We start from the raw sequence: 25,178 nt of genomic DNA on the forward strand, positions 1-25,178 counted from the left end.
CAACCAAATCATAAGGAAGTTTCCTTATCCCTAAGTGGTTGCGGAGGTGTATAAAAGCAAGCCAACACCGAATTTATTATATCGATCCTCTACTACTCATTTAGATCCTGAAGCAGTAAAAGTCTGTCATCATTCTCTTTAGGCGTGCCTCGTCCATCGGTATTATTCGTAATCACATACACGCGACCGTCCTTTATCTTCACGTCCCGAAGCCTTCCCTCGCCCTCAAATACGACAATCATCTCTTGGGTAGCTGGATCATAACGGTAAAGCGCACTGCCCACTAAGGTAGCAATCAGCATGCGATTGCCTGCATCAATCGTCGCGCCCGAAGGAGCAATCGCCTCTTCGCCTGTATGGTAGATTGGCGCAATCATGCCTTTTGCAGTTGAATCCCCATATATGGCGGGCCAGCCGTAGTTGCCTCCCGCTTCGATTATATTGATTTCATCATGCCCTCCCGGATTACCTGAAGGACCGTGCTCTGTATTGTACAAAATGCCTTCGTCATTCCAAACCAAACCCTGCGGGTTGCGATGCCCGTATGAATATACATAGGAGTCCGGGAAAGGATTATCCTCCGGTATTCCGCCGCTCGGCGTCATCCTTAATATTTTACCCGCTAAACTATTAATGTCCTGAGCAAGTTCCCGCTGCTGCGCATCTCCCGTCGTGACATACAGCTGCTTGTCCGGGCCAAAAGCCATTCTCCCCCCGTCATGATTGGCGGCTCCGGGTATGCCCTCAAGCAAAGTTTCCATTTCGTTCCACTGGTCGCCGCTTTGTTCGAGAAGAACGACACGGTTCAGAAGACGTCCCTTTTCCTCATAGGTGTGATAAGCATAAGCTGTCTTCGACTGCGCGAAGTCCGGACTTAACACAAACCCGAGGAACCCCCCTTCCCCTACCCCTTGTACGCTTTTCTTCAAATGGACGGATTGCCGCGTCATCTGCGCGCCATCGACCTTTACGATGTTCCCTTCGCGCTCGCTTATATAGACAATATCCTCATGAAATGCAATAACCCAAGGGACACGCAGCTCCTGTGCAAGCACGGTATAAGGTTCATCACTCATTTCAGGCTCATTCGGACCAGGCTCAGTCGATTCCACGGCGGTATCTGTTTCGTTGGGTTGTTCTGTCGCAATCGCTGTCGGTACCTCAGTGGCTGGCTGTGCTTCCTTTGTTTCGTTCGACTCGCAAGCAGCAAGTATCCCCAGGCATAGGGTCGTCATAATCATTGCGGCAATACGTTTTTTTGCGGTCATTTGGATGGACTCCTCCTTTAAACAGAGAAGGACACCGCAGCTGCGAGTATCGCAGTACGCTGTCCCATTCGTTTATTCGTTTGCGTTCGACGCGGCAAGAGCCGCAACCAGCTCATCTTGAATATGGCCATTGGTAGCTACGACATTGCGGACGCCCAGATCATAAGGCTTGCCCATCGTGTCGGTTACGATTCCGCCAGACTCCTGTACAAGCAGTGTTCCTGCCGCTAGGTCCCAGCTGCTGAGCCCGATCTCCCAGAATCCGCTCAAGCGCCCCGCTGCTACATACGCCAGGTGCAGTGCAGCAGATCCTGCGATACGCAGGTTCCGAACCTGCGGAGCAATTGCTTGAATGCCTTTCAAATTCAACGGCAGCGCATAGTGGTGGTCTGCAGGCAGGCCCGTTGCCACCAAGCTGCCTCTCAGCGTTTCGTCCTTCGATGCCTGCATTCTTTTGCCGTGGACGTAGGCACCCTTGCCCTTCTCCGCGACGAACAGCTCATCCTTCATCGGATCGTACACTACGCCAACGATAACCTCGCCTTTATATGCAAGCGCGATTGATACGCAGAAAAACGGAAAGCCGTGAACAAAGTTAGTCGTTCCGTCGATCGGATCGACGATCCATAAATATTCCGCGTCCCGGATATTGGCAAGCGCCTTAGCCGATGCCTCTGGCCCCGGCTCCACGCCTTCTTCACCCAGAAAGGAATGATGCGGGAAATGAGTCATGACTAAATTTTTGATTAAGCGCTCCGAGCCTTTATCAATCTCGGTCACCAAGTCATGCGAGGAGTACTTTATATCAAGGCTCGCATAATTGCCAAGTTTCGTCTTTATCCATTCTCCTGCTTTGGACGCACAATTGATTGCGACAGCAGTAAAGCTTTTCCCGCCAACAACGGAAGCATTGTTCTGGTCACTCACGATCCATCACTCTTCCCTCTATGTAAATTCACGAACAAAAACCATATTATCCTCTACTACGTATGAAGCCTCACGCAGGTTTCGCCTATGATTACTCCACCATATCAAAATGATCCAATACCTTCAATGATTAATTGTCCAGCGAGCAGCAGCAGCGTCACCCGCAGCAGCCACAGCAAACCTTTTCCGCTCATTTTAACCGCGATTGCCGCACCCAGCTTGCCGCCGATCCAAGCACCTGGCACTAGTGCCAGCACGAGCAGCCAGTCCGTCTCCCCCAAATATGCATGCATGCCGCTGCCAAGTATGGAAGATAAGAAAATAACGAACATGGAGGTGGCTGTCGCCATATGCGGCGGGAAACGAAACAATAAAACCATTAGCGGTACGAACAGCGAGCCGCCTCCAATGCCGAACAAACCAGACATCAGTCCAACACCGAAGCCTATTGCGAGCGCAGGCAAGATCCCATAGCTATACGTATGAACCTGCCCCGTTGCATCCGTAATCGTCCGTACGATCGGCCACTCCTTGGTAAACGGTTTCATATAGTCGCGAGCTATGAGCAGCGAGGCCATAAGCAGCATAAAAATACCGAATATAAGCTGAAATGCTCCCGCTGGCAGCAAGCCGGTCAGCGCCGATCCCAGCATTGCAGCAGGCCCGCTCGTTATAAAAAATAACCAGCCGCTGCGGAAATCCACAATCTTCCGTTTAGCGTAGCTTAACGTTGATGCCAATGCCGTTACGACGAGTACGGTTAACGAAATGCCCACCGCTGTGGCGTGTCCGATTTCGCCTCCCGTTAATACGGGACCAATAAGCATAAGCACGGGAACGATGATAATGCCGCCGCCCAGACCGACAATACTGCCAAACATGGCGGCTACGACGCCTAACAATACTAATAAGATCCATTCCATGATGTTTATCACCTTTTCCATGTGGTCATTGTACGGGCCGTGACGGATTGCCTACATATAATAATACCGCCAAGGCATGCCTTGGCGGTGGTTCCCGTATAATTAATCTACGGCAGATATTTCTATCCGTCCGCCGTCAAGCACTCTGATGCCTTCGCCGCCTTCCGCTTCCAATTGCTTGAAATCAGCCATCAGCTTAAACAGTGCTTCATCCTTGCTCTTGGCTTCGAGCATGCAGTCCACATGCTCGGTCGTTCGAGCCGCATGACGGAGAAAACGCAATAACGGCTCTGCTTCCAGATAGTCGGCATGACCGCGCGGATCGGATAGGCTTTTGGGACTCGATGCATGAATCTTAGGCGGCAGCTGTCCTGCGTCTGTCAGACCGAGCCTTCCACGCTCCTTGTCCCAGGTACGGACAATCCGCGGCCAAAGTCCGTTATACAGCTCTTCATCATCAATATCGCCGGAATTTACCGCATGATGATGGATATCGAGCACCATAGGCACCCCTGCCTGCTCCGCCGCATCAAGCGTTTCACGCGCATTAAACGTCTTGTCATCATTTTCGAGCGTAATCCGGTGCTTTAGACGCGGAGGCAAAGCTCCGAATTGGCGAACAAATCGTTCGCCCGCTACAACTTTGTCACCGTAAGCACCGCCAATATGTATATTGCACTTGGTTGCCTCGCCCAGTTCCATGGCTTCCAGCATTCGCACATGATTGATTAAATCCAGCTCGGACTTCGCAAGCACCTCCGGTCTCGGCGTGCTGAACACGCAGAAGTGGTCCGGATGAAAAGAGACTCGAATGCCATGCTTGTCCGCATATTCACCTACCTCACGAAAAGCTCGCTTAAGCGCTGCGAAAGGATCCCAATCCGCCAATTCTTCGTGGGTAGCGAGTGGAATGAGCTTGGACGAAAAGCGATACATTTGAATACCGCTGGCTTTGCAATGCTTGAGAATGCGCAGCGAGCTGCGCAGGTTCTCTTCGGCAATCCGTTCCAGCTTCCTAATACCCGCCTCGCGATCGCCAAGCTTGGAGAAACTGGCAAAGGTCATCGTTTTGGAAGGTGAGGCGTTCTCGAGCTGCAAGCTCATTGCAACAAAGCCTAATCTAACGATCATCGATTAGGCCTTCTCTCCGAAAAACATCTCAAACGCAAGCGCCGTTTGAATTTTTGATTCTTCCTCAGTCAACTTTCTCACGAGCTCCATCTCCACCTGTGTCACTTCTTCGCCTTGAAAATTAATCTCTGCAATAGAAGCTAAGATGCGGACAATCGCGATCGCTTCATTACCAGGCGTATAGGCAATGACCTTCTGCCCCGTTGGAAACACGCGAAAGCCGCTCTTGACCATTTTGCCCCGACCGTACTCCAACAATTCATACAGCTCTTGCTCGGATTTAAATTTACAAACCGAATTAAACTCCGTTGCAAATCCCATTTGATTTCCCCCCCTTTCCTTGGAATACAACCAGGCCTTTAAAGGTTTATCTACCAGACCTTCAAAGGCTTTAACTACCACACCTTTAAAGGCTTTAACTACCAGACCTTCAAAGGCTTTAACAACCAGTCCTTCAAAGGCTTTAACTACCAACCTTCAAAGGCTTTAACTACCAACCTTCAAAGATTTTCGAACCCACCCAAACCCTCCCTTCCAAGGGAGGGCCCCAAGGGTTGCACCCTCTGGACTCCTGCAACTGGACTAACGTTGGTGCTGCGAAGAGCATAATAGCTGCTTTTGCTCAGGGAGCGCTCTCGTCCCTGCGGGACACGCTTTACGTCGAAATCCACAATGTGTCGCTTCAACGCTGCTGCTCTGACTCCATAAGAACGTATGCGTGTTAACAGCACACACTTTCGGGTTACTTGACTACTGTAAGAACATATGCGTGCTAACAGCTGCTTTTTGAGCTCCCTTATACTCTAATCTGGCTCCATTAGAACGCATGCGTGCTTACATCACACACTTTCGGGTTACTTGGCTGCTGTAAGAACATATGCGTGCTAACAGCTGCTTTCTGAGCTCACTTCTATGCTAAGCTGATTCCACTCTGCCTTTCGGCTTTGAATAATTTTTTTAACAAACAAAAATCCAGAGAGCTGCCCCTCTGGATATATGCAATGGGGATCTGTGCGGCTTAGCTCAGCACAGACTTAAATCTTATTTTGCTGCTTCGCCGGTAAAGTCTATACGCTGTTTCTCGGCGTGTCGGGAAAGCGCGAGCGAGATCAAGGTGTCTAATAGTTCTTTATATGGAATGCCGGTTTCCTTCCACATGAGCGGATACATGCTGAACGGCGTGAACCCCGGCAAGGTGTTGACTTCGTTAATAAAAATCTGGTTATCGCTTTTACGAAGGAAAAAATCAACGCGCGACAAGCCGGAGCCGTCAATCGATTGGAATGCGCGGACAGCCATTTCTCGAATCGACTCTGTAATTTCCGGGGACAAAATAGCCGGAATCTGCATCGTCGATTTGCCGTCAATATACTTCGCTTTATAATCGTAGAACTCATTAGATGGCGCAATCTCGCCTGGAACAGACGCCTTCGCATCGTCGTTGCCGAGTACGCTTACTTCAATTTCACGGGCATCGACAAACTCCTCGACGATAACCTTACGGTCAAATCGGAACGCATAGTTTACCGCCGCTATTAGCTCCTCGCGGTTTTTAGCCTTCGAAACACCGACGCTGGAGCCAAGGTTGGCCGGCTTGATGAAACATGGATAGCCGAGCGAAACCTCGCATTCCATAATGAAGAAGGATGCGTCGCGCTCCCACTGTGTCCGGTTGAAATAACGGAATACGCATTGAGGCAAGCCTTCCTGCGCGAATACTTTTTTCATCAGAATCTTGTCCATGCCAACGGCAGAAGCGAGAACGCCCGCTCCGACATATGGCATGTTCGCCATCTCGAATAGACCTTGAATCGTGCCATCCTCGCCGAATGTGCCATGCAGCAGCGGGAATAAAACATCGATACCAGGCTCCCCAGCCGTTTCAGACGAGCCTTCAGAGCCTAAACGCGCGAATAACGGAGCCAGAGCGAAGCCAGCCCGCTTCGCCTCTCCAGATGCGTACCGAAGCTCCTCAGCGTTCGACGGCCGCGCATGCAGTACGTCTCCCGTCTTCCATTCGCCTTGCTTCGTAATATAAAAAGGTTTAATTTCGTATTTGTTGTAATCAAACTCACCCATAACCGCGTAAGCCGTTTGCAGAGAAACTTCATGCTCTCCCGATTTTCCCCCGTAAACTAAACCTACTCGAACCTTGCTCCCCATGGCATATCCTCCGGTACAATAATTTATAATAGATCGGCAATATGAAAAAAACGATACTTCGTTTGTTCCGTCCATGCATAGGAATCACGATAATCCCAGTAGCGATGCCTGCTGGAAACGGTATTGGCATTTACTAACGGCATGCCGAACGAGTCAAAGGCGGTTACGACCGTGCTGTGCTGGAAGCGTTGGTCGCCATTCCAGTCATAGGTGATGATATCCCCTAACTGCAGCTCGTCAGCAGATTGCATAACCTCCGCGCGCAAGCCGGAAGACTTGGAGCCGGTCAAATAATTGGTTATTGCATTCGAAACGGCCCAGCTGTAGCTCCACCATTCGCTGCCTTTATTTCGTCCTTTATACCACCAGCCCGTTTCTCTTTTACCAGTATAGTTCATCGGGGCATTGCCTGCAAAGATGCACTGCGACACGTAATTGGTACAATTCACCTCAAAAAGCTCATATGCCGGGTTTCCTTCATTCCACCAACGGTCCGCGTATGCCGCAACCAAATCTCTCCTGTACCGAATACCGGATGGTCTGTGTTTGAATTGCTGTAATAGGTCATAATTTAAGTATGGTGTTGATGGTGACGATAGATCGCCAAATAGCTCCGAATAGTCATCGATGGTCATCCAGTTGTCGGTTGCTGTGCCAAAGCGAGGTCTGCGTTCTGCAATAATCGGCTCAACGCGCAGCACATCCCAGGCACCGCCTGACAATCCAAGCCAAAGACGCTCGAATTCGGATCTTTCCTCCATATAATACCGTCCTGACTGCTCCATCCTCCGTTTGATATGCAGTCTGACGAGGACAGAAACCTCGCTGGATGATTCGTTAACGCGAATGAGCTCCGCTTTCGTTTCGCTGCCGGCCGGAAGCGCGCCTCTGAGCAAATCGCGCTCTCTTAGGCGTTCGAGCCTGCCGCGAAGGCGGTCGCAATGATCCGAGTCGGTTACGTAATCGGTGAGCACGGCTGCATGCTGATTGGCTTCCGCCTGATTGTACAGGCTCACATACCGGTGAACGGCTGATTTCCAGCCACGCAGCTTTTCTTCCCCGTCTCGTTGCTCGTAATCGGATGAACGAAGCAGCGAATTGAGCTTAGACGTCTGCTGCCTTGGCGACTTTTCATCCTGGTTCGAGCGTTCCCGGTCATGCGGCGCATGGCGGTTTAGTTCGTCTTGGCGCATCGCATGCAATTCGGCAGAAGCCTGCTGCTTCGGAGCTGGCGGCGCTGCGCCCTTAAGCTGCGGTTTGCGCTCGGAGGCAGTCTGTTTAGGTGGAGCTTGCGTTTTTTTCAGACCCGCATACCCTTGTCCCCGGTTACCTGTTCGCGGCAAAGCAATCCCTCCTTCACTTAGTCGTGACTGCAAGCTAAACGCAGATTAACTGCTTCATTATATGAAGCAGCCCTACGTTTCATGTAACATTCGTAAGTTTACGTTTTGGAGTGGCAGGCATGCCGAAAAAGACATAATTGGACTTTACGTAAGCACTATTTTAACGATATACTGTAGATATAGCGATTTTGAAATTGTGTTTCACAGTATGAAACACAAACTACATTCAAAGAGGAGAATGACGATGGCTACACAAAATCATTATTCGGTTCGCACAACGCTGGACGCGGGTGGCAAATCTTACGCTTACTACCGTCTAGGCGGACTTGAAGAACAAGGATTAGGCGATATTTCCAAATTGCCTTTCTCTATTAAAGTATTGCTTGAGGCGGCTGTTCGCCAATTCGACGGACGCGCCATTACTCCAGAACATGTAAAGCAGCTTGCAACTTGGGCTGACGGACGCGAAGATAAAGAAATTCCTTTCATCCCTGCTCGTATCGTATTGCAGGATTTCACAGGCGTTCCCGTTGTCGTTGACCTTGCGGCAATGCGCGATACGGTGAAAAAAGCTGGCGGAGACCCGAAAAAAATCAACCCGCTCGTTCCGGTTGACCTTGTAATCGATCACTCCATCATGGTTGACGCATTCGGTACACCTGAAGCGCTTGAGTACAACACGAAGGTAGAGTTCGAGCGCAACGAAGAGCGTTACCGCTTCCTTCGCTGGGCACAAACGGCATTCGATAACTTCCGCGCGGTTCCGCCGGGCACAGGTATCGTTCACCAAGTTAACCTAGAGTACCTGGCATCCGTTGCTGCAACCAAAACAATCGACGGCGAAACGGTCGTATTCCCTGATTCCCTCGTTGGTACGGATTCGCATACAACGATGATCAACGGACTCGGTGTTGTTGGCTGGGGCGTTGGCGGTATCGAGGCTGAAGCTGGTATGCTTGGCCAACCGCTATATTTTGTAATGCCTGAGGTTATTGGCTTCAAATTGACTGGCAAGCTTGCGGAAGGCTCCACAGCAACTGACCTTGCGCTTACCGTCACTCAAATTTTGCGTAAAAAAGGCGTTGTCGGCAAATTCGTTGAGTTCTTCGGCCCCGGCCTCTCGAACATCAGCCTTGCTGACCGTGCTACAGTTGCCAACATGGCTCCGGAATATGGCGCTACAATCGGCTTCTTCCCTGTAGATAACGAAACACTCAGCTACCTGCAGCAAACGGGTCGTTCTGAGGACCTTATTGAGCTTGTAGGCTCTTACTATAAAGCACAAGATATGTTCCGCACGGACGATACACCGGATCCAGTATTTACGGATGTAGTTGAGCTTGACCTTTCAACCATCGTTCCTTCCCTTGCAGGTCCAAAACGTCCGCAAGACCGCGTTGAGCTTACTGCAATGAAAGAATCGTTCAACAGCATCATCCGAACGCCGATCGACAAAGGCGGATACGGCCTAAGCGACGAGAAAATCGAGCAAGTGGTAACGGTTAAGCACAATGACGGCCAAGTGAGCAAAATGGGCACTGGCGCAGTCGTAATTGCCGCTATTACTAGCTGCACGAACACATCTAACCCAAGCGTAATGGTTGGCGCTGGCCTCGTGGCTAAGAAAGCTGTAGCCCTGGGACTTAAAAAACCTGCTTACGTTAAAAGCTCCCTGACGCCTGGCTCGCTCGTCGTTACGGAATACCTAACAAAAGCAAATCTAATCGAGCCGCTTGAAGCCCTTGGCTTCCACGTTGCAGGCTACGGCTGCGCAACTTGTATCGGTAACTCCGGTCCGCTTCCGGATGAAGTCAGCAAAGCAATTGCCGACAACGATATGACGGTATCCGCCGTACTATCCGGTAACCGTAACTTCGAGGGTCGCGTCCATGCACAAGTAAAAGCAAACTACCTGGCTTCGCCGCCGCTTGTTATCGCTTATGCGCTTGCAGGTACGACTAATATCGATTTGACAACCGAACCTATCGGTTACACAGAGGACAACAAACCGGTATTCCTCAAAGATATCTGGCCTACGTCCCAAGAGATCAACGACGCGATGACAGCTGCGCTTAACCCGCAAATGTTCCGCGATAAATACGAGAACGTGTTTACACAAAACGAGCGTTGGAACGCGATTTCGGTTCCTAAAGGCGAAAGCTACGAGTGGGATAACAAATCAACTTACATCCAAAACCCGCCGTTCTTCGAAAACCTTGGACCGGATTTAACCGACATTAAAGATATCCATTCGGCAAATGTGCTTGCGCTTATGGGCGATTCCGTAACAACGGATCATATCTCCCCTGCCGGCAACATTACCGTTAACAGCCCGGGCGGCCAATACTTGATCGACAACGGCGTTAAACGCGAAGACTTCAACTCGTACGGCTCACGCCGCGGTAACCACGAAGTCATGATGCGCGGAACGTTCGCGAACATCCGTATTCGTAACCAAGTGGCTCCTGGCACAGAAGGCGGCGTAACGACTTACCTTCCAACTGACGAAGTGATGTCCATCTACGATGCTTCGATGAAATATCAGAAAGAAGGCAAAAACCTTGTTGTGCTTGCTGGTAAAGAGTACGGTACAGGCAGCTCCCGCGACTGGGCGGCAAAAGGTACTTTCCTTCTAGGCGTGAAAGCTGTCATCGCTGAAAGCTTCGAGCGTATTCACCGCTCCAATCTTGTCGGCATGGGCGTACTGCCGCTTCAATTCCCAGAGGGCCAAGGCTGGAAGACGCTTAACATTACCGGCCGTGAAACGTTCGACATCGTTGGCTTGTCCAATGACGTAACGCCAGGCTTGCAAGTAACCGTTACAGCGACGCGCGAAGACGGCACGACATTCGATTTCCCAGCGATTGTTCGTCTTGATTCCGTAGTTGACGTTGATTACTACCGCAACGGCGGCATCCTTCAAACGGTACTTCGCCAAATGATTGCGAACATGAACACAACAGCTTAATTGCTGAACAATGGGTGTACTCTTATTAGGTAAACCCGCTTGAACTTGAACCCATTTCGCAACATGCTCAAAATAACCTTCAACACCACTGAACGAGTGGAGCTGAAGGTTATTTTTTTATCCTATATTACGCGTTATGTACAAGTAGATGCTAAAGTTTCCAACATTGATTTTCATGGAAGCCACATCCTTTTACTACGCAAAAAAGAAGCAGCTCCGGAACTTATCCCAGAGCTGCTTCCTGCCTATAAAATCATAATTCCCATTCGTTTGGCCGACTCCATCATAACCGGAGCGTAATCCCGCATCGTCTGCATCGTTAATCTGCTTGCCGGACCCGAAACCGACAACGCGGCGGCCAGCTTGCCCGTCCGATTGAATATTGGAGCAGACAACGCAGCAGCGCCGGGCTCTCGCTCCTCAAAGCTTGTGGCATACCCTTGCTGGCAAATCTCCTCCAGCTGCTGCTTATAAAGATCCAGATCAATCGAATACAGCCATGCTGGATCTCCGAATATGCTCTCCTGCACCAATGGGTCAGAATAGGCAATGAGTACTTTGCTCGAAGCACCTGCATAAAGAGGAAGTCTTGCACCCACCGGCGCCACCCGCCTTACGGGTTGGTTGCTCTGTACGGCCTGCATGCGAATCCGCTCAGAGCCGTCTCTTACGTATATGCTAACTGTTTCTCCCAGCTGATCGCGAAGCCTCTCCATCTCTGGCAGCCAAATCGTAGCTTGATCATCAGAACGTGATATATTGGCGGATAGCTCCCACATTTTCATACCCAAATGATAACGGTCCGTCGAGCGATCCCGCTCAATGAAGCCCTTTTCTTCAAGCGTTGCAAGCATCCGGTGAACCGTGCTTTTGTGCAGGCCAACATGTTCGGCAATCTCCGTCATCGCCCAGTCCGTTTTCGAAGTAAAACACAGTAAAATATCCAGCGCCCGATCCACTGCCCGAACCGTCGATTTTCCTTCTTCCATGCAGCTGCACCTCCCATTCAAAGGGTTTCATCCAATGAAACCGATTCTCATTCAGTATAACTCATTGCTTCCATCCACGTAAAGAAAAGTTCTTTACATTACAGCAATATTACAAATGATTAACATTACCTCGACATCAATTGACAGGCTCCTAGGACCGGACTACGATAAAAGTACTAGAAACAAAAAGCGCTTACAACTTATGGCTTGTTTAAGACCATATAGACGTTTGCACGCAGAGGGAGGACACCGACATGAGCACGATAATGACACCAATGCCGCTTGAAGGCGGGTTCCCGCAGAGCCTTCAACCCTTTCCGCTCGGAGATTCCGACCATTCATTCCTCTTGCGAAGAACGAGAAGCCGCGGCAAGCATTTGCTTATTGCGTCTGTCGCTTCCGTAACCGCCATGTGCTTGCTTGCCATCATTATCTTTCACGGCTATGTGGCTTGGATGCTTGCTTATCCTTATGTGGCTCCGCTCTCCTCCAATCCGCAAGCGGCTATCGGCCTAGATTACGAGGATGTCATTTTCCCTAGTAAAAGCGGCGATACGACGGTCAGCGGCTGGTTCATTCCTGCAGATGCGGATAGCACATTGTCTGAGCCCTCTGCTCGAACGGTCGTTTTCAGCCACGGATACGGTGCCAATCGTGAAGAATCATGGGTACCTATGTATGAACTCTCCAAGCTGCTTCACGGCTTGAATTACAATATATTGCTTTTCGACTATGGATACGCCTCGAAGCAATACAAAGCTCCGGCAACAGGAGGTCTGGAGGAGTCGCAGCAGCTGCTTGCAGCTGTTGATTACGCCAAGTCACGCGGGGCAGAGGACATCGTCGTATGGGGCTTCTCAATGGGCGCAGGCACTGCCCTGCAAGCTGCCCTTCAGACTGATGTGATCGATGCTATGATTCTTGACAGCTTATTTATCCCAAGCTCAGAAGCATTGTTCGATAACTTGAATCAATTCGTATCCTTGCCGGATTTCTCATTGCCATTAATTGAATCCATGATTCCATTATGGACGGGAACGAGCTTCGGCTCCATTCCAGCCAGCGAAGTCATCGCTAATGTGTATGATATCCCGTTGTTCATCATCCATGGCACCAACGATGTGAAAGCCCCTTTCGAAACAGCCGAAGCGATTGCCGAAGGCCAAGGAAACGTTCTTTCCCGCTCTTGGATCGTACAGGATGGCAAGCACGAGCTGCTGTTCCAGGTTCATCCGAGCGAATATATTCAGAGAGCTGCTTTGTTTCTCAGCCAAGTCGATCAGCAGCTCCAAGCTGAACGAATATAATCGACAAGCACGACATAAGCCCCTTTGACAACGAATACATCTAACATAGATGCACTTGTTGCAACAAAGGAGGCGATGGTCGTGCTTTTTGTTTACGGAGCGCTCATGCCCGTTCGCGTCATGGAATTGATTCGCCATTGGAAGCTGCAAGAAAAGGAGCATGCTGCTTTTATTATGCAAGCATCGCCGGAGCTCGAACCGCAATACGTTCAGCTTATTCAATCCTGGGAGCCCGTTTTCTCCCAAACTGCCCATTATACGAATCAGCGGCTGGATGAATGGCTTCCTTATCCTACTCGTTTGCCTGCCTATGTGGAGCAAACGATCGAATCCCTGATTGATGCGGCGCTTGAGCAGTCCCGTACGTATATCGATCAGCTGTCACAGCTCATGGAGCGCACAGCTGCTGTCTCAACGCCGCTATCCCGAACCGTTATGCTGCATGCGATTCGGGAATCAAACTATTACGTCGGCTTAATGAGCGCTTACCGCCAAGGCGCGAACCGTTCTTCGAGCCGTGAGCAAAGCGCACCTCTTCAACGTGTTCCCGTTGGCGGGCATCAGCTGCCGCCGCTTCCTTATGCTTACGATGCGCTTGAGCCCTATATAGATGAGCAAACAATGCGTATCCATCACGATATTCATCATCAAGCCTATGTCGACGGCCTGAATAAAGCTGAACTGCAGCTGCAAGCCGCGCGTGAATCGAATAGATTCGAGCTCGTCAAGCATTGGGAGCGCGAGCTTGCCTTCAACGGCGCCGGGCATTATTTGCACACACTGTTCTGGAGCATCATGTCACCTTATGGCGGGGGTGAGCCGGTCGGGGCGCTGAGCCAGCAGCTCCGAACCGATTTCGGCAGCCCGGCAGCTTTCCAGAGGCAGTTCAGCGAAGCAGCCATAAAGGTGGAAGGCGGCGGATGGGCTCTTCTCGTATGGAGCCCGCGCAGCAGAAGACTTGAAATATTGATGGCCGAGAAGCATCAGAACCTGTCGCAATGGGATGTTGTTCCTATTCTCGCACTCGATGTGTGGGAGCATGCCTATTACCTCAAGCATCAAAACAATCGTGCCGATTATGTTCAAAGCTGGTGGAACGTTGTCATATGGCCGTTCGTGAACGAGCGCTTTGAGGAAGCACGCAAACTAACATGGGCCCCCTACTAGTTCCGTTATGCAAGGTGAAACGGCTGTCGCCGTCCTTTGGCGGCGCAGCGCGTTTCATACCGAGAAATATAGAGAAAGGATGGCGAAATCATATACTTTCCTATATTTTAAGAAGAAACGCCTGACGGCGTACTTTCTATAGACGCCATCGTTTCGACGAAACGTATAGAGAAAGGATGAGCAAACTCATATGCTTTCCTATACGTCAAGCGCAAACGGCTGAAGCCGTCCTCTGTGGCAAAAGCAGTCGTTTCGCGGAGATAGAAAAGCAAATTTTCATGTGAAAACATATAAATGCTTATCTATCAACAAAAGCCCGACAGGGATGCTCCCTAGTCGGACTTTATGTTGTCATGCTATTGCTTAAGCAGAGTAAGGAACTCGGAACGAAGGGCGGAATTGGTACGGAATTCGCCTCTCACAGCGGATGTGACCGTCTTGCTGCCAGGTTTTTTCACGCCGCGCGCGCACATGCAGAGATGCTCGCCTTCCACCACGACCATTACGCCATGAGGCTGCATCTCCTCATCGAGGATGTCTGCGATTTGTGATGTAATACGCTCTTGCACCTGCAGGCGGCGGGTAACCGCTTCTACGAGTCTTGCAAGCTTGCTAAGCCCTGCTATTTTGCCGCTTGGCAAGTAGCCGATATGCGCTTTCCCGAAGAATGGAGCCATATGATGCTCGCATTGGCTGTAGTAGACGATGTCTTTGACAATGACCAGCTCTTCATGCTGCTCATCGAAAGTTACGCCCAGCACCTCGCGAGGATCGACCTCATAGCCGGCAAAAATTTCCTCATACATCCGAGTTACACGAGCAGGAGTTTCAAGCAAACCTTCGCGCTCGACATTTTCACCAATCAGCTTCAATACTTCTTTTATATGATACTCAATCTGTTCACGATTGCTCGTTACAGCCGAATTGACGTAGTCTTTCCTTCCCGCCATTTCCGAATTCTCCTCCCGCCTCCCTCACGAAAACTTTATTTCCGAGGCATTTTTTGGTTTTTCATCATGTGCTGCGCCTTTTGCATTTGCTGCTTATTAAGGTTGTAGCCCATTTGCTTGGCCATCTTCTGAATCATTTCCGGATCGTTCTGCATCTTCTCAAGCTGCTTGCGCAGATAGAATACCCCTACAAAAAATCCCCCAACCGCTCCTGCCAATAATGTAACGATAGGAACTACGATATTAACCCAAGACATACCTTTCACCAGACCCTTTCTATATCTCCTGCTGTGTGTATAATGTTCCCATGATAGCATGTTCATCCCGTACGCGCAACGAACGTATTCTTGCAGGTTCTTCCTTTTTTGGAACGGAATCCATCACTTATTCCTAACGGTTTGCTCTAGGCCGAGCAGCGCTATTTTAATAGGCAACCCGCCGCCGTACCCCACCATTTGGCCGCTTGCTCCAATCACGCGATGGCATGGCACAATAATCGAAACCGGGTTGCGGTTATTCGCCCCGCCTACTGCACGCATCGCGCCTGGCTGGCCTATCATAACGGCGATATCCTTGTAGGTTCTTGTCTCTCCATACGGGATTTGCTCAAGAGCCGCCCACACTTTTTTCTGAAAAGGCGTGCCGTGCATGTGCAGGGGAAGATCGAACTGCTGCAGGCTTCCTTCAAAATAAAGCTTAAGTTGCTTGTCAGCCTCTTTAAGCAAAACATGGTTAGCCTTTTCAACCAATACCATATCTGCAGCATGCTGGCCCAATTGCCGACCAGCCCACTGACGGAACCTCTCCGAGGCAGCCTCGTACGGGGCAAAATCCAAATAACAAATGGCTTCGTCATTAACTGTCAGCGTTAACGGACCGATAGGCGTATCCATTGTTGTCGCATAAAACGTTTCACTCACCGTGGTCACCTGCTTCTATCGCGGACTGTTCAGTCCTTTTGCCTTCACTTAGCGCGAATAGCGCATTATGAATCATTTGCAGCGCTTCTTCATCGCTTTCTTTATCAGAAGCGGCTTGCAATGCAGCGCTCGCTTGCTCTCCGCCGATTCTGCCAAGCGACCATGCTGCCGTCCCGCGCAGCACCGGGCGCGTATCCTGCTCCAGCACCCTTATTAAATCCGGTACTGCGCTTGCTTCTTTGAAGTTGCCAAGCGCGATAACCGCATTGCGCTGAATCGGCTTTTTACCGCGCCATGCCGAGGAGGTTCGGCCGTATCTGGACTGAAACTCCTTGTTGCCAATTGTCAACAAAGGAACAAGCAAAGGCTTCACCAGCTCATGCTCGGGCTGCAGCTCCGGCTGATGCGTCCAGCTTTTGCCTCGGTTCACCGGGCAGACGGTTTGACACGTATCGCAGCCGTAGAGCCGATTGCCGATTTTGCGCATAAACTCATCTGACAGCATGCCCTTCGTCTGCGTAACGAAGGAAATACAGCGACTCGAATTCAGCTGTCCCGGTCCAACCAGCGCATCGGTCGGACACGCATCGATGCATTTCGTGCACGTTCCGCAGCTTTCAGTGACAGGCTCATCCGGTGCGAAAGGCAAATTCGTAATCATCTCGCCAAGATATATCCATGATCCAAGCTCAGGCGAGATGATCGAGCAATTCTTAGCGCTCCAGCCAATGCCTGCACGCTCTGCTACGGCTCGGTCCGACAAGGCTCCCGTATCGACCATGCTTTCTGCACGCAGCTCAGGAACCCGCTCCCGAAGCCACGCCTCAAGCTTGGCCAGCCTGTCGCGGAGTACCTTATGGTAATCTTCTCCCCACGCCGAACGGGACATAATACCCCGCCTTGCTCCAGGCTCCGATTTGGGCGGATCCTTCAGCTTCGAGGGATATGCGATTGCAATCGCAATGATTGACTGTGGATTATCGAATAACAATGCGGGATTCGTACGCTTCTCGATGTCAGGCTCCTCGAAGCCCGACTCTCGGCCAAGCTCGCGGTGGCGCAGCAATATTTGCTTTAGGGATACAAACGGATCTGCCGAAGCAATGCCGATTTTGTCGATACCCAGACTCTTCGCAGCCGCCTGCATCTCCGCTTTCAGCTTTTCCCATTTATCGCTCATACGCTACAACCGTTTAATCGCTGCACGAGCAAGCTCGTCACAGCGATTGTTCCATTCATTGTCACTGTGGCCTTTTACCTTTACGTATTCTACCTTATGCTTCTTCATAAGCTCCCAAAGCGCCTTCCAAAGCTCTTGATTCTCAACGGGCTCTTGCTTGCTGTTTTTCCAGCCGTTGCGGAGCCAACCTTTAATCCAGCCCTTCTGAAAGCAATTCACGACATATGCGGAATCGCTGTACACCTTGACCTGACACGGCTCCTTCAGAATGCATAGGCCTTCGATCACGGCTTGGATCTCCATGCGATTGTTTGTCGTGTGCTTCTCCGCGCCTGAGATTTCCTTCTGATGGACGCCAAAAAAGAGCACCGCTCCCCAGCCGCCCGGACCCGGGTTGCCAGAGCATGCTCCATCCGTATAGATCATAACGTCCTTCATAGTTGAATCCTCCTTAGAGCGCTTTTATCTCTTTGAATGGCCATAGGATGAAATCCGCCCTGCCCCTAATAAGCCCTTTCGGCACCGCATGGAACGATCTGCTGTCCAAGCTTGCCCTAGCGTGGCGATTGTCTCCCATGACAAAGTAATGCCCATCGTTAATAACCTCTGGCCCGTAGCTCATATCTTCAATTGCAGTGTCCGTATAAGGCTCATCGACAAGCAATCCATTACGATAAAGCTGCTGGTCATGAACCTCGATGCGGTCGCCGGGAATGCCGACAATGCGTTTGACTAAGTACTTCTGCTCCCCGTCGCCTGTATCCGGTTCCTTCAGAATAACGACATCGCCAACCTTCGGCTTGCTGACCAGATATATAAATTTGTTTACAAACAGCCATTCATGAGCGGTAAGCGTCGGCTCCATGGAATGCCCTTCAACCTTAGAGAGGTTGAATACAAAAAAATGCAGGAGCAGCACGACCGAAAAGGCAATGATCAGCGTTTTGGCCCAATCCTCCGTCTCTGTCATCCAGCGTGGCCGCTTGCCGGCAGGTGTCTGCTTGGAAGCACCGGCTTCCTGGTTCTCAGCAGCTTGATCCTTGTCTCGGCCGCCGCTCAGCTCGTTCATGCTCATTGTTCCACCTCATCGCTGCGTTTGACCCATGCCTCGTAATAGGATGTAATGAGCTTATCCTGGAAAGGTGACAGGTTCTGATCCATGCGCTCCAATAGCGCAGAAAGGCCGATCTGCACCTTCTCATCCACCATCTTCGGATAGTGATAGGCCGCCTTATGCAGCTCATACTCATCTTGATCCACGATGGACCTCTCGCCGCCTGCCGTACGAATAACATCCAGGTCGTAATCAATATAGGTCAATACATCGCCCTGCAAATAAGGAGGAGAAGCAATGTTGCAATAGTAGCGAACGCCTCCTTCTTCCAATAAAGCAACGACATTGAACCACTGCTTCGGTATAAAAAACGAGACTGCCGGCACACGGCTGATCCATATCTTCCCATCCGACTCTTGAATTGGCGTTTGGCGGTTAATGAATACCTTCATCGCTTCCGCTCTATGCTTGTCATCAAGCAGCTCGTCCGGAACAAGCCAATTCTGCTGCCAAGTACGGTGAATGTGACCGTTATGTTTAAAGCTTTTGATAACACAGTGCCGATATGGTTCCATCCCGTTCTCCTCATATAGTATATAGTAATAAGAAAAGCATATCTGACCGCCAAAAGCAATGGCGATGCAGATATGCCCTGCGTACAACGTACATGCAGTAAAGTTCGCGTTAACCGGCTACAATACTAAGCTTCTGAAATGATCTGATAAAATCGTTGGCAACGTAGCCCATCGATTCATACAGCGGCAGAACAGGCTCATTGTGCTCGTCCGCGGTAATTAGTATCTTTGTGACATTGCGCTGTTCGAAGCGCTGACGCAGTGACTGGATAAGCGTTTTGCCGATCCCTTTCCGTTGGTGGAGGGGAGACACGGCAATGCGATAATAATAACCTTTGTTATTATCGATCGTACCGATAATCATGCCCACGATCTCGGAGTTTTCGACAGCGACTAGAACCAAATCACTATCCCATGACAACTGGCGGGCAAAAGCCTCCATCGTTTGTTCGTAGCACTCTTCGGTAAGAACATCCTCAAGCAGTGCTGTAATTGGTCGGTAATCGGACAGCTGGAAGGAACGAACATTCATTAAAATTACACCTTCTATACCATGTCATAGTACTGCATTTAGAATATATTACGACAAAATTTAACGAAATCCTGCTTGAATCTTTAATATTCCTTAAAAAAATTAAACAAATCATCGATTATCTCGTGAAAACGCTTTATATTAAGCGCTTACAGTCATTTAATCGGTTTTTGTGTTAACGGATGCCGTTCCTTGCACCTACTTCGTATAATTTCCATAGGACGGTGATACCCTATTTCGAGCGCTGTTCCCCTTTCGACTTTTGAAACAATAATGTTGATTTATTCGATCGGATAAGGGATAATGGAATGGAATAACTACATACAAATTAGGAGGCTGTAAATAATGGCACATCAACTACCAGCTTTGCCTTACGCGCACAACGCACTTGAGCCGCACATCGATGCGACTACAATGGAAATTCACCACGGCCGTCACCATAACGCATACGTGACTAACCTTAACGCTGCACTGGAGTCCGCTCCAGAATTGCAAAGCAAATCAATCGACGAATTGATTGCTGACCTTGCAAGCGTACCTGAAGCCATTCGCACAGCTGTTCGCAACAACGGCGGCGGACATGCTAACCACAGCTTGTTCTGGGAAACAATTGCTCCGAACGCTGGCGGCGCACCAACTGGCGCTCTTGCAGCTGCAATCGAAAGCGAGCTTGGCGGCTTCGAGGCTTTCAAAGCTGATTTCGCTAAAGCAGCAACAACTCGTTTCGGCAGCGGCTGGGCATTCCTAGCAGTTGCTAACGGCAAATTGAAAGTATACAGCTTGCCGAACCAAGACAGCCCGATCATGGAAGGCGAAACGCCAGTTCTTGGTCTTGATGTATGGGAGCACGCTTACTACCTGAACTACCAAAACAAACGTCCTGATTACATCGCGGCGTTCTGGAACGTAGTTAACTGGGATGAAGTTGGCAAACGTTACGAAGCAGCTGTAAAATAATTGTTTGGAATTGAAACGGCGCTTGTCTCATTTATGAGACGGCGTCGTTTTTTTGCGTTATACGCTGCATACACCGGATAGGCAATTGCCGCATACGATAGATAAGGATAGATGCCTAATCTGTTTCGTAAAGGAGTATGAGTGCTTGTATGGATTATACTTACACTAACGAGCAACAATTTCCTGCGTACACGCAGCAAGCGATGACAACCGGCACCCGCAGCGACTGCGGCTGCGGCGGGCCTAGGTCCATTATGCCGCCTCCCCCGCCAGGCGGCGGCTTCGGCCCTCCAGGGCCAGGGCCGTTCCCGCCTGGGCCGGGGCCGTTCCCGCCTGGGCCAGGGCCGTTACCGCCTGGACCAGGGCCGTTCCCTCCAGGGCCAGGGCCATTCCCTCCTGGACCAGGGCCGTTCCCGCCTGGACCAGGGCCGTTCCCTCCTGGACCAGGGCCGTTCCCTCCTGGACCAGGGCCGTTCCCGCCTGGACCAGGGCCGTTCCCTCCAGGGCCAGGGCCGTTCCCTCCAGGGCCAGGGCCGTTCCCTCCGCCGCGTCCGCCGTTTCCATTTCCGTTCCCTATTCCGTTTCCCATTCCTCTGCCGTTTCCTCCTGGGCAGCAGGCGTCGGTGACGGTTATAATCAACGGAGGCAGAACGTTTCCTAACGTCACGCAGGCCTACAGGGTTCCTTTCCGTCCAGGCTTGACGATTTATCAGGCATTAGCAGAAACAGGCGCCGTTCGCTTCAACTTCAACGGACAAATCGTTTCCGTCAGCGGCGTGCCCATTGGCGGCAGAACCACTTATCAGCTTCAACTGAATGGACGCGTCATACCGGCATCGCTGCTTAGCTTCCCTGTTCAACGTAACGATTCTGTAGCTCTCGTGCTGATTTTCAATCCGATATTGCGCGAAGAGGAAGGCGAGCTCGCTTATGAGCAGGACTTCCTTGGATCATCTAGCGAGCAGGACTAGGTTCATCATCATATCCGACCTGCTCCGATAACCAAAAAGCGAGAGAAGCCGTTTCCCCTGAACGGCTTTCTCTCGCTCTTTTTTTGTGCGTAATCCTACTGTTTGGAGCTGTTTATTTGATCGCTTTTCCTTTGCCGCTTACCAGCTTCAATTGATCATTCTCATAGCCAACCTCATAGGTGACCTGATACTTGCTCAATACATATTTGCCGTCGACGCGCTCATCCACCGAAATAACCGCAATGACCGTAGCTTTGTCGTCTCTGCTGTCCTTCACGTGCATATCGTCGATGACGACATTCAAGGTGCCTAGATATCCTTCTCTAAATTTCTCATAGCTCGTGCCTTCTTTCCAATTCCCTCCGAGCAGCGAGTAGGCGTAGACATAATCCGCATTGTTAAGACTGTCGTAGAAATGCGTCACGAGATAACCTGCGAACTCTTCTACTTTCGCGTCAGCCTCGTTAACAGCAGACTCCTCTGACACTTCCAGCTCCGGCAGCTCCGCCATAGGCTCCTTCGACCAGCTTTCCGCTATATCAATTACGTTCGAGATTGGCATGCTGAACCCTATGGAGCCTTGCTCGTATCCAGCCGAATTGATCCCCAGCACAGCGCCGGTCGATCGGTCGACAAGCGGGCCTCCGCTATTGCCTGGCGCGATTGGCGCCGATATTTGGTACAAATCAGAGTAAAGATACGGCTCGATCTCGAAGCTCCGTCCGAGTCCGCTAATAATGCCGGTTGTCACCGTATTTTGAAAACCGAGCGGGCTTCCTACCGCCATTACCTCGTCGCCGACCTCAGCTTTTTCATCGCGCACAAGCTGCAGCGGCTCGGTGCCTGCCAGTGCATCGACACGCACAACAGCAACATCCGTCACCGTACTGATGCCGATGACTTCACCTTCGAGCTCACGAGCATCAGCGGTTTTGATTTTTACCTTTTTGGCGCCTGCAACGACATGTGCGTTCGTAATCAGGTCTCCCTCCGAGTTATAGAGAAACCCGGAGCCTTGTGTGCCGTCATCCGTTTCGATCATCACAACGAGTTTCTGCGTTTCGAATATAATATCCTTCAATGACTTTTTTTTCGATTCATCGGCAATTGCAAGCAGCGGCTTTCCTTCTAGTCTGCTTGGCACCTCTGAATGGATAGCTGCTGCAGCCGCCATTCCTCCGCACAAGATCAAGGCGGAAGCGATCGCGCTGATCCACGCTCGTTTGCTCATCTCACCACCACCTTAATCCAAGTACCATGTCGCATGATCCACGACGACAGTCGTATTCTGAATGTAGACGCCGTATACGGTGCTTGTAAAGCGAATGCTCTCGCCCGGTTCTACATAATCAGGCGTTGCCTCGGCCGTGCCGGAGCCTACCTCATTGCCTTCGGCGTCGCGTACGATAAATTTCACGGAAATCGAATAAATCGGACGCGTTGCCGCATTTCTTAACTCGCCTTCAATGTTCAGGTCACCGAATTCATCCAGCGTTGATTCAATCTGGACGACCTCAACGGCTGCTGTCTGATTTTTCAAATCCTCCGCTGCCGCTTGCTGCATGGCGTGCTCCAGCCGGCGCTGCTCATCCCGCTCGTACGCAGCCTGAGCATCGGTAATTTTTTTCTCCAGATTAATCAGCTTGACTTCATCCTTGGCATACAACAGTCCCTTGCCCGTTATCGCCAAAGCATCGGAATAACTTTTCTTCTTCAGTAAAGCATCTGCTTCCTTTATGCTAATCTCTACGATTTTAACAATAATTTGCTCTTTCACGGCAGCAGCTTCTTCGCCCTCCAGCTGACTTGCGATGCTGAGCTTCGCTCCCAGCTCATCCACTGTATTCAAATCAGCCAGCTCCGCTGTCAGCTTCAATACGTTAAGCTTTACGGCATACCCCCGCAGCTGTTCTTTCATACTCAAAAAAATCGGCTCGCTATGCCCATGCAGCTCATTTTTAGCTTTCTCAATGGTCAGCTCAGCGTCTTCCAGATTTTTCTCCTCCAGCTGCTTGCCTGCGGCTGCGACAGAACGCGACAGCTCGATTGCCATCGCAACGATCTCCAGATCCTTCTGAACCGAGGCAAAAGCGGGCCTGGCTTCTGCTGCCTCTTTAAGCTTAGCCTGCGCCACTTCATATTTGCCTTCCAGCGCTGACGTCCTCGCTTCTAATTGCAGCTTGACAACTCTATCATTCATTCCAGCTTGATATATATAGTAACTAAACAGCGAGGCACCTGTAACGAGCAAAAGAATAACAGGCAGCAGCCATGCCCAAGCCGACCCTCTTCTCTTTCCTCGATATACGCCTGCCGGCACGCTCAAGCTCTCTATCGTCCCTGCTCGCCTTGTCTCTATGGCAGCAGCCGTTTCCAATACGACCAATGTACTCTCCGAGCTAACGCTTGCCGTTTCATTCTCTTCAGCAGCAAGCAACCTGCCGCACTGGCTGCAATAAACCGCATCGTCTGTGCGCTTCTTTCCACAATGATGGCAATACACTCCCGTTCATCCCCCAGCCCATGAATCTCTCCACTCTCTCTATACACATTTATCTATTCTATCTCAAAAAGTAAATGATCTCCATTTTTAATTAGTGGGAATTGCGTATCATTTAACTAAGACATCATATTGTTGATATCATACAGCGCCCCATTATTTCATGGCATACAAAAAGCAGCCTTACGGTCACGAAAATAGTGACCGGATAGGCTGCTTATAACTTGCGGGTATATAATCTCCTCGATCAGAGACCTGACATTGCCTTTTTCGGCGGAAGAAGGTTCTAGTTCTAACTGTCATTCTTTCCTTACTTCAATACATATCCTATGCGTTGGTTTCCTTCAATCGCTCCAGCATGTACTTCCTTACGTCATCACCCAGATCCGCGCGCTCCAGCGCAAAGTCGATCGTAGCTTGAACAAAACCAAGCTTGTCGCCTACGTCATGCCTGCGGCCATCGAAACGGTAAGCGGTCAATGAAGAAAGCCGATTTAATTGCTGCAAGCTGTCCGTAAGCTGAATCTCCCCCGCCTTTCCCGGCGCTGCGTTCTCCAGCAATCCAAATATAGCGGGATCCAGAACATAACGTCCTACAACCGCGTAATTGGTAGGTGCTTGACCGGCTGCCGGCTTTTCGATAATATCGCGTACGCGTGCAATCTGCTTGCCGCTTTCGATATCGACGATACCGTATTTATGGGTCTGGTTCCACGGCACTTCCATGACTGCGACAACCGATGATTGGTCACGCTCGTAGATATCCATCATTTGGCGCAAGCAAGGCGGGTCTGATTTCAGAATATCGTCGCCGAGCAGGACTGCGAAAGGCTCATCTCCGATAAAACGGCGCGCGCATAATACGGCATGCCCAAGTCCGAGCGGCTCCTTCTGCCTGACATAATAAATGTCCGCCAGCTGCGAAATTTTCTGCACCATCTCCAGCATTTCCTCGTTATGGCGAGCCTCCAGCTCCATCTCAAGCTCCGCTGATTTGTCAAAATGGTCCTCGATTGCCCGCTTGTTGCGGCCGCTGACAATGACAATGCTCTCAATGCCAGAATTAACAGCTTCTTCTACAATATATTGAATAGCAGGCTTATCGATAATCGGGAGCATTTCCTTCGGCTGCGCTTTTGTTGCAGGCAAAAACCTTGTCCCTAGCCCTCCCGCCGGTATGATGGCTTTCCGTATCCGCTTCTCCATTCAAGCTTCTCCCCCAAAACGTTACATGTATGATATATTCTCCCTCCATCATAACCGCTTGGCCCAGGTTTATCCATGCTTTAGGCATTACAATATAGGAGCCATACCACAGCTATCGCTCTAACGTCACGAGAAGGAGACAAACTG

Annotated in this window: 25 protein-coding genes; 5 read left to right on the plus strand and 20 right to left on the minus strand. The window is 50.5% G+C overall.

Annotated elements, in window-relative coordinates; translation table 11 throughout:
• Positions 1-92: 92 nt before the first annotated feature.
• The 7 genes from FHS16_RS28195 to FHS16_RS28225 all read right to left on the minus strand — a co-directional run bounded on the left by FHS16_RS28195 (position 93) and on the right by FHS16_RS28225 (position 7,755).
• Positions 93-1,268 (minus strand): PQQ-dependent sugar dehydrogenase, encoded by a 1,176-nt coding sequence (locus FHS16_RS28195; RefSeq protein WP_246432012.1) that lies wholly within the window; start codon positions 1,266-1,268, stop codon positions 93-95.
• A 72-nt stretch (positions 1,269-1,340) separates the two neighbouring features.
• Positions 1,341-2,195 (minus strand): inositol monophosphatase family protein, encoded by an 855-nt coding sequence (locus FHS16_RS28200; RefSeq protein ID WP_183570544.1) that lies wholly within the window; start codon positions 2,193-2,195, stop codon positions 1,341-1,343.
• 104 nt (positions 2,196-2,299) lie between these two features.
• Complete coding sequence (locus FHS16_RS28205) at positions 2,300-3,118, minus strand: sulfite exporter TauE/SafE family protein (RefSeq protein ID WP_183570546.1); 819 nt, start codon at positions 3,116-3,118, stop codon at positions 2,300-2,302.
• Positions 3,119-3,220: 102 nt separating this feature from the next.
• Positions 3,221-4,249 (minus strand): UV DNA damage repair endonuclease UvsE, encoded by a 1,029-nt coding sequence (gene uvsE / locus FHS16_RS28210; protein WP_183570548.1) that lies wholly within the window; start codon positions 4,247-4,249, stop codon positions 3,221-3,223.
• A 3-nt stretch (positions 4,250-4,252) separates the two neighbouring features.
• A complete protein-coding gene (locus FHS16_RS28215) occupies positions 4,253-4,570 on the minus strand; it encodes a hypothetical protein (protein WP_183570632.1) in 318 nt (105 codons plus the stop codon).
• A gap of 720 nt (positions 4,571-5,290) precedes the next feature.
• Positions 5,291-6,412 carry a D-alanine--D-alanine ligase gene (locus FHS16_RS28220; RefSeq protein ID WP_183570550.1) on the minus strand — a complete coding sequence of 374 codons (1,122 nt, stop codon included), beginning with the start codon at positions 6,410-6,412 and terminating at the stop codon, positions 5,291-5,293.
• 23 nt (positions 6,413-6,435) lie between these two features.
• On the minus strand, positions 6,436-7,755 hold the full coding sequence (locus tag FHS16_RS28225) for an amidase domain-containing protein (protein WP_246432013.1): 1,320 nt from the start codon (positions 7,753-7,755) through the stop codon (positions 6,436-6,438).
• A 244-nt stretch (positions 7,756-7,999) separates the two neighbouring features.
• Here FHS16_RS28225 and acnA point away from each other — a divergent pair, with 244 nt between their 5' ends.
• Positions 8,000-10,723, plus strand: coding sequence for an aconitate hydratase AcnA (gene acnA, locus FHS16_RS28230; protein ID WP_183570552.1), 2,724 nt, complete (start codon positions 8,000-8,002; stop codon positions 10,721-10,723).
• Between the two features lie 245 nt (positions 10,724-10,968).
• Here the strand turns inward: acnA and FHS16_RS28235 are convergent, their stop codons facing one another.
• Positions 10,969-11,712 carry an IclR family transcriptional regulator gene (locus FHS16_RS28235; RefSeq protein WP_183570554.1) on the minus strand — a complete coding sequence of 248 codons (744 nt, stop codon included), beginning with the start codon at positions 11,710-11,712 and terminating at the stop codon, positions 10,969-10,971.
• A 254-nt stretch (positions 11,713-11,966) separates the two neighbouring features.
• Between FHS16_RS28235 and FHS16_RS28240 the strand changes: the two genes are divergently transcribed.
• Positions 11,967-13,019: an alpha/beta hydrolase gene (locus FHS16_RS28240; RefSeq protein WP_183570556.1), complete on the plus strand. Its 1,053-nt coding sequence runs from the start codon at positions 11,967-11,969 to the stop codon at positions 13,017-13,019.
• An 81-nt stretch (positions 13,020-13,100) separates the two neighbouring features.
• The gene (locus FHS16_RS28245) at positions 13,101-14,186 is read left to right on the plus strand and encodes a Fe-Mn family superoxide dismutase (RefSeq protein WP_183570558.1); all 1,086 of its coding nucleotides are present in this window, start codon (positions 13,101-13,103) and stop codon (positions 14,184-14,186) included.
• A gap of 356 nt (positions 14,187-14,542) precedes the next feature.
• Here FHS16_RS28245 and folE read toward each other — a convergent pair whose 3' ends face one another.
• The 8 genes from folE to FHS16_RS28285 form a co-directional block, all read right to left on the minus strand.
• Positions 14,543-15,136, minus strand: coding sequence for a GTP cyclohydrolase I FolE (gene folE, locus FHS16_RS28250; protein WP_183570560.1), 594 nt, complete (start codon positions 15,134-15,136; stop codon positions 14,543-14,545).
• A gap of 35 nt (positions 15,137-15,171) precedes the next feature.
• Positions 15,172-15,393 carry a YneF family protein gene (locus FHS16_RS28255; protein ID WP_183570562.1) on the minus strand — a complete coding sequence of 74 codons (222 nt, stop codon included), beginning with the start codon at positions 15,391-15,393 and terminating at the stop codon, positions 15,172-15,174.
• A gap of 123 nt (positions 15,394-15,516) precedes the next feature.
• A complete protein-coding gene (locus FHS16_RS28260; RefSeq protein WP_312891109.1) occupies positions 15,517-16,056 on the minus strand; it encodes a methylated-DNA--[protein]-cysteine S-methyltransferase in 540 nt (179 codons plus the stop codon).
• Positions 16,049-17,236: a tRNA epoxyqueuosine(34) reductase QueG gene (gene queG, locus FHS16_RS28265; protein WP_183570564.1), complete on the minus strand. Its 1,188-nt coding sequence runs from the start codon at positions 17,234-17,236 to the stop codon at positions 16,049-16,051. Before queG ends, FHS16_RS28260 begins: the two co-directional genes overlap by 8 nt.
• 3 nt (positions 17,237-17,239) lie before the next feature.
• On the minus strand, positions 17,240-17,674 hold the full coding sequence (gene rnhA / locus FHS16_RS28270) for a ribonuclease HI (protein ID WP_183570566.1): 435 nt from the start codon (positions 17,672-17,674) through the stop codon (positions 17,240-17,242).
• A 13-nt stretch (positions 17,675-17,687) separates the two neighbouring features.
• The gene (gene lepB / locus FHS16_RS28275) at positions 17,688-18,305 is read right to left on the minus strand and encodes a signal peptidase I (protein WP_183570638.1); all 618 of its coding nucleotides are present in this window, start codon (positions 18,303-18,305) and stop codon (positions 17,688-17,690) included.
• Positions 18,306-18,307: 2 nt separating this feature from the next.
• Positions 18,308-18,865, minus strand: coding sequence for a DUF402 domain-containing protein (locus FHS16_RS28280; protein WP_183570568.1), 558 nt, complete (start codon positions 18,863-18,865; stop codon positions 18,308-18,310).
• Positions 18,866-18,974: 109 nt separating this feature from the next.
• Positions 18,975-19,397: a GNAT family N-acetyltransferase gene (locus FHS16_RS28285; protein WP_183570570.1), complete on the minus strand. Its 423-nt coding sequence runs from the start codon at positions 19,395-19,397 to the stop codon at positions 18,975-18,977.
• Between the two features lie 345 nt (positions 19,398-19,742).
• On the opposite strand from FHS16_RS28285, the gene FHS16_RS28290 reads away from it, so the two are divergent.
• Positions 19,743-20,354 (plus strand): superoxide dismutase, encoded by a 612-nt coding sequence (locus FHS16_RS28290; RefSeq protein ID WP_138755821.1) that lies wholly within the window; start codon positions 19,743-19,745, stop codon positions 20,352-20,354.
• 160 nt (positions 20,355-20,514) lie between these two features.
• Here FHS16_RS28290 and FHS16_RS28295 read toward each other — a convergent pair whose 3' ends face one another.
• Positions 20,515-20,943, minus strand: coding sequence for a hypothetical protein (locus FHS16_RS28295; protein ID WP_183570572.1), 429 nt, complete (start codon positions 20,941-20,943; stop codon positions 20,515-20,517).
• Positions 20,944-20,977: 34 nt separating this feature from the next.
• Here FHS16_RS28295 and FHS16_RS28300 point away from each other — a divergent pair, with 34 nt between their 5' ends.
• A complete protein-coding gene (locus tag FHS16_RS28300) occupies positions 20,978-21,325 on the plus strand; it encodes a hypothetical protein (protein WP_183570574.1) in 348 nt (115 codons plus the stop codon).
• A gap of 112 nt (positions 21,326-21,437) precedes the next feature.
• Here FHS16_RS28300 and FHS16_RS28305 read toward each other — a convergent pair whose 3' ends face one another.
• The 3 genes from FHS16_RS28305 to galU form a co-directional block, all read right to left on the minus strand.
• Positions 21,438-22,556 (minus strand): S1C family serine protease, encoded by a 1,119-nt coding sequence (locus FHS16_RS28305; RefSeq protein WP_183570576.1) that lies wholly within the window; start codon positions 22,554-22,556, stop codon positions 21,438-21,440.
• Between the two features lie 12 nt (positions 22,557-22,568).
• Positions 22,569-23,828 carry an FxLYD domain-containing protein gene (locus FHS16_RS32540; protein ID WP_183570578.1) on the minus strand — a complete coding sequence of 420 codons (1,260 nt, stop codon included), beginning with the start codon at positions 23,826-23,828 and terminating at the stop codon, positions 22,569-22,571.
• Positions 23,829-24,152: 324 nt separating this feature from the next.
• Positions 24,153-25,031: a UTP--glucose-1-phosphate uridylyltransferase GalU gene (galU, locus tag FHS16_RS28315; RefSeq protein ID WP_183570580.1), complete on the minus strand. Its 879-nt coding sequence runs from the start codon at positions 25,029-25,031 to the stop codon at positions 24,153-24,155.
• Between the last annotated feature and the right edge of the window lie 147 nt (positions 25,032-25,178).

Origin of the sequence: Paenibacillus endophyticus, assembly GCF_014192395.1 — a bacterium.
In the GTDB taxonomy this organism is placed as follows: Bacteria; Bacillota; Bacilli; order Paenibacillales; family Paenibacillaceae; genus Pristimantibacillus; species Pristimantibacillus endophyticus.

What these genes read in the sequence shown, in the direction of transcription:
- FHS16_RS28295 (WP_183570572.1), bottom strand. Translation starts at nt 20,943, where the DNA reads ATGGGAAACGGAATAGGGAACGGAAATGGAAACGGCGGACGCGGCGGA.
- lepB (WP_183570638.1), bottom strand. Translation starts at nt 18,305, where the DNA reads ATGAACGAGCTGAGCGGCGGCCGAGACAAGGATCAAGCTGCTGAGAAC.
- FHS16_RS28195 (WP_246432012.1), bottom strand. Translation starts at nt 1,268, where the DNA reads ATGACCGCAAAAAAACGTATTGCCGCAATGATTATGACGACCCTATGC.
- queG (WP_183570564.1), bottom strand. Translation starts at nt 17,236, where the DNA reads ATGAGCGATAAATGGGAAAAGCTGAAAGCGGAGATGCAGGCGGCTGCG.
- FHS16_RS28305 (WP_183570576.1), bottom strand. Translation starts at nt 22,556, where the DNA reads ATGAGCAAACGAGCGTGGATCAGCGCGATCGCTTCCGCCTTGATCTTG.
- rnhA (WP_183570566.1), bottom strand. Translation starts at nt 17,674, where the DNA reads ATGAAGGACGTTATGATCTATACGGATGGAGCATGCTCTGGCAACCCG.
- folE (WP_183570560.1), bottom strand. Translation starts at nt 15,136, where the DNA reads ATGGCGGGAAGGAAAGACTACGTCAATTCGGCTGTAACGAGCAATCGT.
- FHS16_RS28235 (WP_183570554.1), bottom strand. Translation starts at nt 11,712, where the DNA reads ATGGAAGAAGGAAAATCGACGGTTCGGGCAGTGGATCGGGCGCTGGAT.
- FHS16_RS28220 (WP_183570550.1), bottom strand. Translation starts at nt 6,412, where the DNA reads ATGGGGAGCAAGGTTCGAGTAGGTTTAGTTTACGGGGGAAAATCGGGA.
- FHS16_RS28255 (WP_183570562.1), bottom strand. Translation starts at nt 15,393, where the DNA reads ATGTCTTGGGTTAATATCGTAGTTCCTATCGTTACATTATTGGCAGGA.
- FHS16_RS28215 (WP_183570632.1), bottom strand. Translation starts at nt 4,570, where the DNA reads ATGGGATTTGCAACGGAGTTTAATTCGGTTTGTAAATTTAAATCCGAG.
- galU (WP_183570580.1), bottom strand. Translation starts at nt 25,031, where the DNA reads ATGGAGAAGCGGATACGGAAAGCCATCATACCGGCGGGAGGGCTAGGG.
- FHS16_RS28290 (WP_138755821.1), top strand. Translation starts at nt 19,743, where the DNA reads ATGGCACATCAACTACCAGCTTTGCCTTACGCGCACAACGCACTTGAG.
- FHS16_RS28205 (WP_183570546.1), bottom strand. Translation starts at nt 3,118, where the DNA reads ATGGAATGGATCTTATTAGTATTGTTAGGCGTCGTAGCCGCCATGTTT.
- FHS16_RS28285 (WP_183570570.1), bottom strand. Translation starts at nt 19,397, where the DNA reads ATGAATGTTCGTTCCTTCCAGCTGTCCGATTACCGACCAATTACAGCA.
- uvsE (WP_183570548.1), bottom strand. Translation starts at nt 4,249, where the DNA reads ATGATCGTTAGATTAGGCTTTGTTGCAATGAGCTTGCAGCTCGAGAAC.
- FHS16_RS28280 (WP_183570568.1), bottom strand. Translation starts at nt 18,865, where the DNA reads ATGGAACCATATCGGCACTGTGTTATCAAAAGCTTTAAACATAACGGT.
- FHS16_RS28240 (WP_183570556.1), top strand. Translation starts at nt 11,967, where the DNA reads ATGAGCACGATAATGACACCAATGCCGCTTGAAGGCGGGTTCCCGCAG.
- acnA (WP_183570552.1), top strand. Translation starts at nt 8,000, where the DNA reads ATGGCTACACAAAATCATTATTCGGTTCGCACAACGCTGGACGCGGGT.